Origin of the sequence: Chitinivorax sp. B (assembly GCF_005503445.1) — a bacterium.
Taxonomy (GTDB): domain Bacteria; phylum Pseudomonadota; class Gammaproteobacteria; order Burkholderiales; family SCOH01; genus Chitinivorax.
Window position 1 is genome coordinate 1 of sequence record NZ_SCOH01000082.1, and the last position, 8,422, is coordinate 8,422.

Genomic DNA, 8,422 nt, shown 5'->3' on the forward strand with positions numbered 1-8,422 from the left:
ATCTCCGGGGTCAGCGGGATGTAGGCGGCCCCGGCTTTCAGGATGCCAAGGGTCACCACCGGCAGCAGGATGCTGCGGGTGACGCAGAAGGCCACGAACTGCTCGGCCTGGACGCCTTGTTGCAGCAGGTAGTGCGCCAGCCGGTTCGATTGTGCCTCCAGCTCGGCATGGCTGAGCTGCTGGTCTGCATCCACCACCGCAGGCAGGTCGGGATACTGGGCTGCCAGTCGCCCAAACCGCGCCGGCAGCAGTTCTGTCACCTCGACAATCGCTGCATCGCCGGCAAATCGGCTCAGTTGCTGGCGTTCGGACGCAGCCAGCAAGGGCAGCCGATCAACCGGGCTATCCGGTGCGGCAAGTGCCGCCTGCAATAGGCAAGCAAAACTTGCGTTCAGACGTACGATCGTATCGTGTTCGAACAGATCGGTGCTGTATTCCCATGCCAGATCGAGTGTGTCGTGCTCTTCATGAATATCCAGCGACAAATCGAACTGAGCGGTCGTGTGATGTGCTTCGACCGGCTCGATCCGTAACCCAGGTAGTTCGACTGCTGCGTCGGCATTGTTCTGTAACGACAGCATCACCTGGAACAGTGGCGAGTAAGCCAACGTGCGCTGTGGGCGCAAAGCTTCCACCAAACGATCGAATGGTAGTTGTTGATGGGCATAGGCTGCCAGCGTGGTCTGCTTGCACTGCGCCAATAATGCCGAAAAGCTTGGTTGCGTCGAAAAGTCAGCCCGCAATGCCAGGGTATTGACGAAGAAACCGATCAAATTGGCGATTTCCGGTTGTTCGCGATTCGCAATCGGTGTACCGATCACAATATCCGTCTCACCGCTGTACCGGGACAGCAACGCCGAGAACAACGCGAACAAGCCCATGAACAAGGTGGCGCCTTGCGCCTGGCAGGCAGCCCGCAATGCCAAAGTGGTCGCCCCATCAAGCTGAGCCCGGTACACGCGCCCGGCGAATTGCTGCTGTGGTGGTCGCGGATGGTCAAGCGGCAGGTTATGGACATCCGGGATGCCATTGAGCTGTTGCCGCCAGTAATCGAGCTGGGTGTCAAAGCGTCGCACCTGTTCGGGCTGACGCTGCCATTGCGCATAGTCGAGATACTGGATCTCCAGCAAGGGCAGCGATGGCGTCTCATCCACGGACAATGCGGCATAGGTCGAGCAGCATTCGTCAACCAGAATCGCACTTGACCAGCCATCCGAGGCAATGTGATGCAGTACCAGAACCAGCAGATACTGATCCGCAGCAGGCTGGATCAGCGTTACCCGCAACGGTGGTTCACAGCTCAGATCGAACGGCTGGGCAACTACCTGCTCTGCCACATCAGTGGCCTGATCCGGCCTGCCCTGCAAGTCGATTTGGTACAACAATGGGCACAGCGGGGGCAGCACCTGCTGCACGACATCATCCCCTTGACTGCGATAGACCGTACGCAAAATCTCGTGACGAGCCACCACATGGGCCAACGCCGTCTGCAGTAAATCGGTCCGGAGCTGGCCGGTCAGCCGCAGCAGGGTCGGCATGTGACATTGCGCACTACCATTCCCCAGCTGATCAACCATCCATAAGCGTTGTTGTGCGTAGGACAGCGGAAAGCTGTCTCCCTCGCGAGGCAGCGCGCTGATACGGTCCGGGCTGGCCGCCTGGGCACGGAAGTAGGCTTCCAGCTCATCACGCTGTTGACGCAAAGCCGCCAGCAACTCACTCCCCAGCTCATCCGGACGGGCGCCGATGTACAGGCGCCCTTCTTTCAGGCCGATGGGGATATTGCGTTTCACCAGTGTCTGCAATAGCTCAAGCGATTTCATAACCAGAAACCCTCGCTACTGTCTTCGATTTGTGCGGTAAGCTGTTGTGTCAGTGCTTTCGCCGCAAGGAGATCCCCAATGGCGGATGCCTGCTGATGGAGGCTGCTGTTTTCGAAAATCTTGTTCAAGTCGAATTCCATACTGAATGTTTGTCGTATCGCAATCACCAGCCGCAAGGCCAGCAACGAATGGCCGCCCAAGGCAAAGAAGTCGTCATGGCGACTGACGCGGTCAACACCAAGAAGGGGTTGCCAAATGGCCGCCAGCGTTGTCTCGACTTCGCCTTCCGGCGCCATGAATGCTTCGGTACGCATCGTGTCGAAATCAGGTGCGGGTAATGCCTTGCGATCAAGTTTGCCGTTGGCGGTGAGTGGTAACGACGGCAACACGATCAACGCAGAGGGCACCATGTACTCGGGCAACCGCTGGGCGAGCTGGGCCCGCCAGTCGATCCCTGATTCAGGCAGGTCGCCATGGAGCGTGACATAGGCCACCAGGCGTGGGTCCCCTCCCCGGTCGTCCCGTGCGACCACGACCACTTCCCGTACCAGCGGATGTAGCGCCAGCGCAGCCTCGATCTCGCCCAGCTCGATTCGCAATCCACGCAGCTTCACCTGGAAATCGTTACGGCCCAGATACTCGATGTTTCCATCCGGTAACCAGCGTCCCAGGTCACCTGTTCGATACATGCGAGCCGTGACATCGCTGACGAAGGGGTCTGTAATGAATCGTTCTGCAGTCAATTCGGCACGGTTCAGGTAGCCACGCGCCACCTGGATACCGGCGATATGAATCTCCCCTGCCACGCCCAGCGGGACAGGTTGTCCCTGTGGGTCCAGCAGATACATCCTGGTGTTGGCAATGGGTCGGCCAATTGGCACCTTGTCCGCGTACTCGCCTGAGATGCAGTGATACCAGGTGACATCAACTGCTGCCTCGGTGGGGCCATACAGATTGTGGAGTGCCACCTGTGGCCAGCAACCAAGGAACCGATCACGAAGCGAAGGCGGCAACGCTTCACCGCTGCAGAACACCTGCCGCAGGCTGGCATGCTGCTGATGCCCGTTCATGTTTAAATACGCTTGCATCATCGACGGCACAAAGTGCAAGGTGGTGATACCACGTTGATCAATCAGCTCTGCCAGATAGTCTGGCGATTTATGGCCATCTGGCCGAGCGATCACCAATTGCGCCCCAGCCAGCAACGGCCAGAAGAACTCCCAGACAGAAACATCGAAACCGAACGGTGTTTTTTGCAATACCCGATCATGCGCATCCAGCTGGAAAGTTGCCTGCATCCATTGCAAGCGATTGACGACACCACGATGTTCGTTCATCACCCCTTTAGGTTGCCCCGTCGAACCGGAGGTGTAGATCACGTAAGCCAGATGCCGCGCATCCAGACCGATTTCGATTGGTTGCAATGGTGTCGCCGGTGCGGTGGCGATCTCGTGCCAGTCTGTATCCAGCGCGATGCAAGGTATGGAAGAAATGGATACCAATCCTTGAAGCGATGACTGGGTGAGCAGGACAGCCGGCTCGGCGTTGTTGAGCATGTAGGCCAGACGATCCGCCGGATAGGACGGGTCCAGCGGAACATACGCCCCACCTGCCTTCAAGACGCCAAACAACCCCACCACCATCTCGATGCTGCGTTCGATCAGGATGGCAACCCGCTGATCTGGGCCGATACCCAGCTGCCGCAGATGATTTGCCAAGCGATTCGCCCGTTCATCCAGCTCGCGATAGGTCAGCAGTTCATCTTCAAAGACCAGCGCCACCGCGTCCGGTGTGCGCTGTACTTGGGCTTCGAACAGTTGATGGACCAACAGGGATGGCGGGTAGTCGGCAACAGTCTGGTTAAAGCTTTGTGTCACCAGTTCCTGTTCCGGCACCGGTAGCACATTGAGTTGCAGGACTGGTGTGTCCGGCGCAGTGGTGAGTGCTTCGAGCAATGATTGCAGGGCTGTTTCCACATAACCCAGCATGCGCTGTGGCTCGATCTGGTGCGCACATTGTGCAGTTAGATCAAACGCATCGCCCATGTCGTCGACAAACAAGGCAAACGGGTAGTTGGTCCATTCGGTATGCTCGATCACCTCGACCCCATCCCAGCGCGTCAGCTCATTGGCAGCGCTGTGCCGATAGTTCAGCAGCGCCGTAAACAAGGGGGCAGGGGCCGGTACACCGCTACAGCGTTGTGCACGCGCCAACGAAGCCTGTTCATAGCGCAGCAGGTCCGTCAACGAATCCCGCATTGCCATGACAACCGACCATACTGTCTGTCCATCCAACCTGGTGCGCAACGGCAAGGTATTGATGAAGGCACCGGGGATACGCTCGATCGCTTCCAAACCACGCATCCGACCTGACAGCACACTGCCGAACACCACGTCATCCCGCCCGCTGGTACGCGCCACCACCAGCGCCCAGGCAACATGGCACAACACGGCGGGGCCCACCCCTAGACGTAATGCTTGCTGTCGCAGTTGCTGTCCAAGCAACTTGGATAACGGACGAGTGAGCGAGGCGGCACGACTGACATCGACCTGTACGTCCATCACCCCGAATGGTGCGGTGGATTCGGTCACATCGGCCAGCATGGCCTGGAAGAAACGGGTTTCCGCTTCCTTGTTGGTGGCCGTGCACAGTTGTGCGACAAAATTCCGGTAAGGCACCGGTACCGGCAAAGCCTCAGCCTGGCCATCCAGAATGGTATGGACCTCGTCGATCAATATCTCAAGCGACATGTGATCTCCGATGATGTGATGCTCCAACAACATCAGGTACCACCCCTCGCCAGCGACATCGGCCACGATCATCGATTGCATCAGGGGCGCTTGTGTCAACTCGATACGGAACACGTCACCTGTGGTTGCCCGCTGCAACGCAGCAACCGGATGGGCATCGCCCGCGATCTCCACTACTGGCAATTGCACCTGGCGACACACTACCTGTACCGGCTCGCGCAAGCCCTCGGTCACAATTGCAGTACGCAGGATGTCGTGCCGGTTGATAACCTGCTGCAAGGCCATCAGTACCGCATCCAGCCGTTGTCGGGATGTGACCTTCAGCAAGGTGGGTTCGACATAGGTCATACCACCGTCATCGATCATGCTATGGAACAGAATGCCTTCCTGTACGGGGGCCAACGGATAGATATCCTGAATATTGGCGCCACCACCGGGAATGACTGCTTCGATGCAGGCAATCTCTTCATGGGTTAACGTAACCAGTGGCAACATCTCTGGCTGGATGGTGTTGCAAGCGTCAGGAATCAGGTTCGCCGGCACCTGGAAGTCATCCTGCTCTTCCCGGGTATTGGCCGCCAATTCAGCCAGCGTGGTGGATGCAAACACGGCGCGGACTTCCGCAACCAGCCCCTTCTGGCGCATCCGGCTGATCAATTTGACAGCCAGCAAGGAATGCCCACCCAAGTCAAAGAAATTGTCGTGACGCCCCACTCGCTGAACCTGCAATACTTCGGCCCAGATCGCCGACAATGTCTGCTCCTTGAATCCAGCAGGGGCTTCATAGTGGCGGACGCGCATGGCGGATTCGTCCGGTACCGGTAATGCTTTACGGTCAACCTTGCCTGTAGCGGTCTGCGGCAGGCCGTCCATGCGCACCAGTGCAGCAGGCACCATGTAATCCGGCAATTGCTGGCGAAGCGTTGTACGAATCTGTTCAGGCTGCCATTGGGCCTCGGTCATGACAATGTAGGCTACCAGGCGACGCTCACCTGGCGTACTTTCAAACACGTCCACCACAACCTGCCGCACCCCATCGATACGCTGCAGGGTTGTCTCGATTTCACCCAGCTCGATGCGGAAGCCGCGAATCTTTACCTGCGCATCCAGACGCCCCAGAAAATCCAGCGTGCCATCGTGTCGATAGCGTGCATAGTCGCCCGTCCGATACAAACGGCCAGTGAATCCTGGTAGCGAAAGGAACCGCTCCGCAGTCTGGTCGACCCGATTCAGGTATCCACGCGCCAAGCCCGGCCCACCGATATACAGTTCGCCAGCCACACCGGTTGGCTGCATTTGTCCGTCTCGGCCAAGTACCAGCAATTGCGTGTTCGGCAGTGGCAATCCCATGGGTACTACACGTTCCGGTGCAACTTGCTGATGGGTCAGATCACAACAACTGACATCGATCACCGATTCCGTCTGTCCATACACGTTGTAGCAACGTGCCTGTTCGCTCAACACCGATTTCAGGTTCAACAGATCGGTGCCGTACCAGCTTTCAGAACCAACCAGTACATGTCGCAGAGTGGTCAGTTTCCGACCATGAGCACGCAACTCGTCCATCAGTTCTCGCAAGACAGCCGGCACGAAATCACCGAACGTGACCGAGGTCGTTTCCAGCAGGTGATAGAGATCCGGTGCGCTCACCAATGCATCGCGCGGACACATGACGACACTACCACCCGTACACAGCGATTTCAGCAGATCGCCAAGGCAGATGTCGACCGACAGGCCCGCCATCTGCAGTACCCGTGGCGGATGACGATCGAAACCGAATTGGCTGATCCACCCGGCAAGCCGATGCTGCATGGCGCCGTGCTCTACCTGCACGCCTTTCGGTTTGCCAGTGGTGCCTGAGGTATAAACCACATACGCCAACTCGCTTGCATCCGGGTGAGTCAACCCGGGGTTGGTATCCGGCAATTCGTCGACATGGATCAACTGATCCAATCGCAGCCACGATACGCCCTCGAAACCAGCCGGCACGGGACCATCCGCCAACACATGGCGAGCACCGGTATCAGCCAGGAAATAGGCCAGTCGTTCGCCAGGCAGCCCCGGCTCCAGCGGAACATAGGCAGCTCCTGCCTTGAAGACACCGAATATACCCGCCGGGATGTGTGCCGAACGGTGCAGGTGCAGACCAATGATGTCGCCAGGCTGCACACCCAATGCGAGCAAGCGATGTGCAACACGGTTAGCCCGTTGATTCAGTTCCGCGTAGGTCAGTTGCTGCACGCCATCGATGACGGCCAGCCTGGCCGGATCGGCTTCAACTTGGGCTTCGAAATTACGATGCAGACCCTGTTCCACGACGGGCAACGACGCACCTTGCCCTGCTGCCAACAATCGCTGCCGCTCGGCTTCATCCAGCAGGCCCAGATGCGCCACCGGCCGCATCGGATCAGCCAACGCCGACTTCAGCAGGCAGGTGCAGCTTTCAGCCATGCGCGCAATCGTTTCATGGGCAAACAGGTCGCTACGGTATTCCCAATTCAGGATAAGTGCGTCAGTGGTTTCCTCGACATCCAGCGTCAGATCGAACTGAACATGCTGATTCGGTACCTCGACCGGTGTCACGCTCAGGCCAGGTAAGGACGGTGATGCCTCTTCATTGTTTTGCAGCGAGAGCATGACCTGGAACAGCGGCGAGTAATGGAGCGAACGTTGCGGCTTGAGGGCTTCCACCAAGCGGTCGAATGGCAACTGCTGGTTGGCATAGGCCGCCAGCGTGGTCTCCCGGATCTGGGCCAGTAAGTCGAGGAAAGTCGGTTGCTCGTCGAAACGAGCGCGCAATACCAGTGTATTCACAAAGAAGCCGATCAGCCCCGATACCTCTACCTGCTCGCGATTGGCAATTGGGGTGCCAATGACGATGTCGGTCTCGCCGCTGTAACGAGCCAGCAATGCCGACAACGTCGCATGCAGCCCCATGAACAAGGTGGCCCCCTGTCGTTGGCACAAGCTACGTAATGCAGCAGTGGTCTGCGCCTCAATCCGGCAGGTATGCGTCCGACCGACAAAACGCTGTACCGATGGACGCGGGTAATCGAGCGGTAGATTGTGAACTTCCGGCAACCCTGCCAATTGCTGCTGCCAATAGGTCAACTGCTGTTCGAAACGTGCTGTCTGTGCGGGTTGTCGTTGCCAATAAGCATAATCGGCGTATTGCAACGGCAATACCGGTAGGTCAGGTGACTGTTCCTCGCTCAACGCCGCATAAGCTTGTCGCCATTCATCAACCAGAATCGATGCCGACCAACCGTCCGCAGCAATATGATGCAGTATCAGTACCAGGACATGACGCGACGGAGCCAACTGGATCAAGGTCGCACGTATCGGCAAATCCTTCGTCAAGTCAAATGGTTGTGCCATTGCTGCTTCGGCATGTGACATCCAGTCCACTTCTGCCTGTGGTCTATCGTCCTGTACAGGCACGACATGGAACGACAAGTCGTCATCCGGCGTGACCTGCTGCCAGACCTGATCGCCATCCTGATGGTAGGTACTACGCAGCACGTGATGCCGCTCGATTACCTGTCGTAAGGCGTTTTCCAGTCTTGCTGTATCCAGTACGCCGTCAATCTGTAGCGCGGTCGCCATGTGGTAGTGCAGGCTGCCCCCTTCCATCTGATCCAGCACCCAAAGACGCTGTTGGGCAAACGACAGTGGGGCCGCCTGATCCGCTGGTCGCGACTGCATCGGCACCACGGCCGTGCTAGTGGTCGGGGTGCGCTCCAGCACACTCGCCAGCTGTGACAGCGTCTGTGCTTCAAACACCGTGGCCACCGGCAGTTCGAGGTCGGCACGTCGCCGCAGTTGGGCCACCAGTTTCATCGCCAGCAA

2 protein-coding genes are annotated in these 8,422 nt (G+C 58.1%); both read right to left on the bottom strand.

Annotated elements, in window-relative coordinates; genetic code table 11:
• On the bottom strand, positions 1–1,823 hold a 1,823-nt coding region (locus tag FFS57_RS23885), incomplete at its 3' end, for a condensation domain-containing protein (RefSeq protein ID WP_171014185.1).
• Positions 1,820–8,413: a non-ribosomal peptide synthetase gene (locus tag FFS57_RS23890; RefSeq protein WP_212749176.1), complete on the bottom strand. Its 6,594-nt coding sequence runs from the start codon at positions 8,411–8,413 to the stop codon at positions 1,820–1,822. The genes FFS57_RS23890 and FFS57_RS23885, both read right to left, overlap by 4 nt.
• Positions 8,414–8,422: the final 9 nt, after the last annotated feature.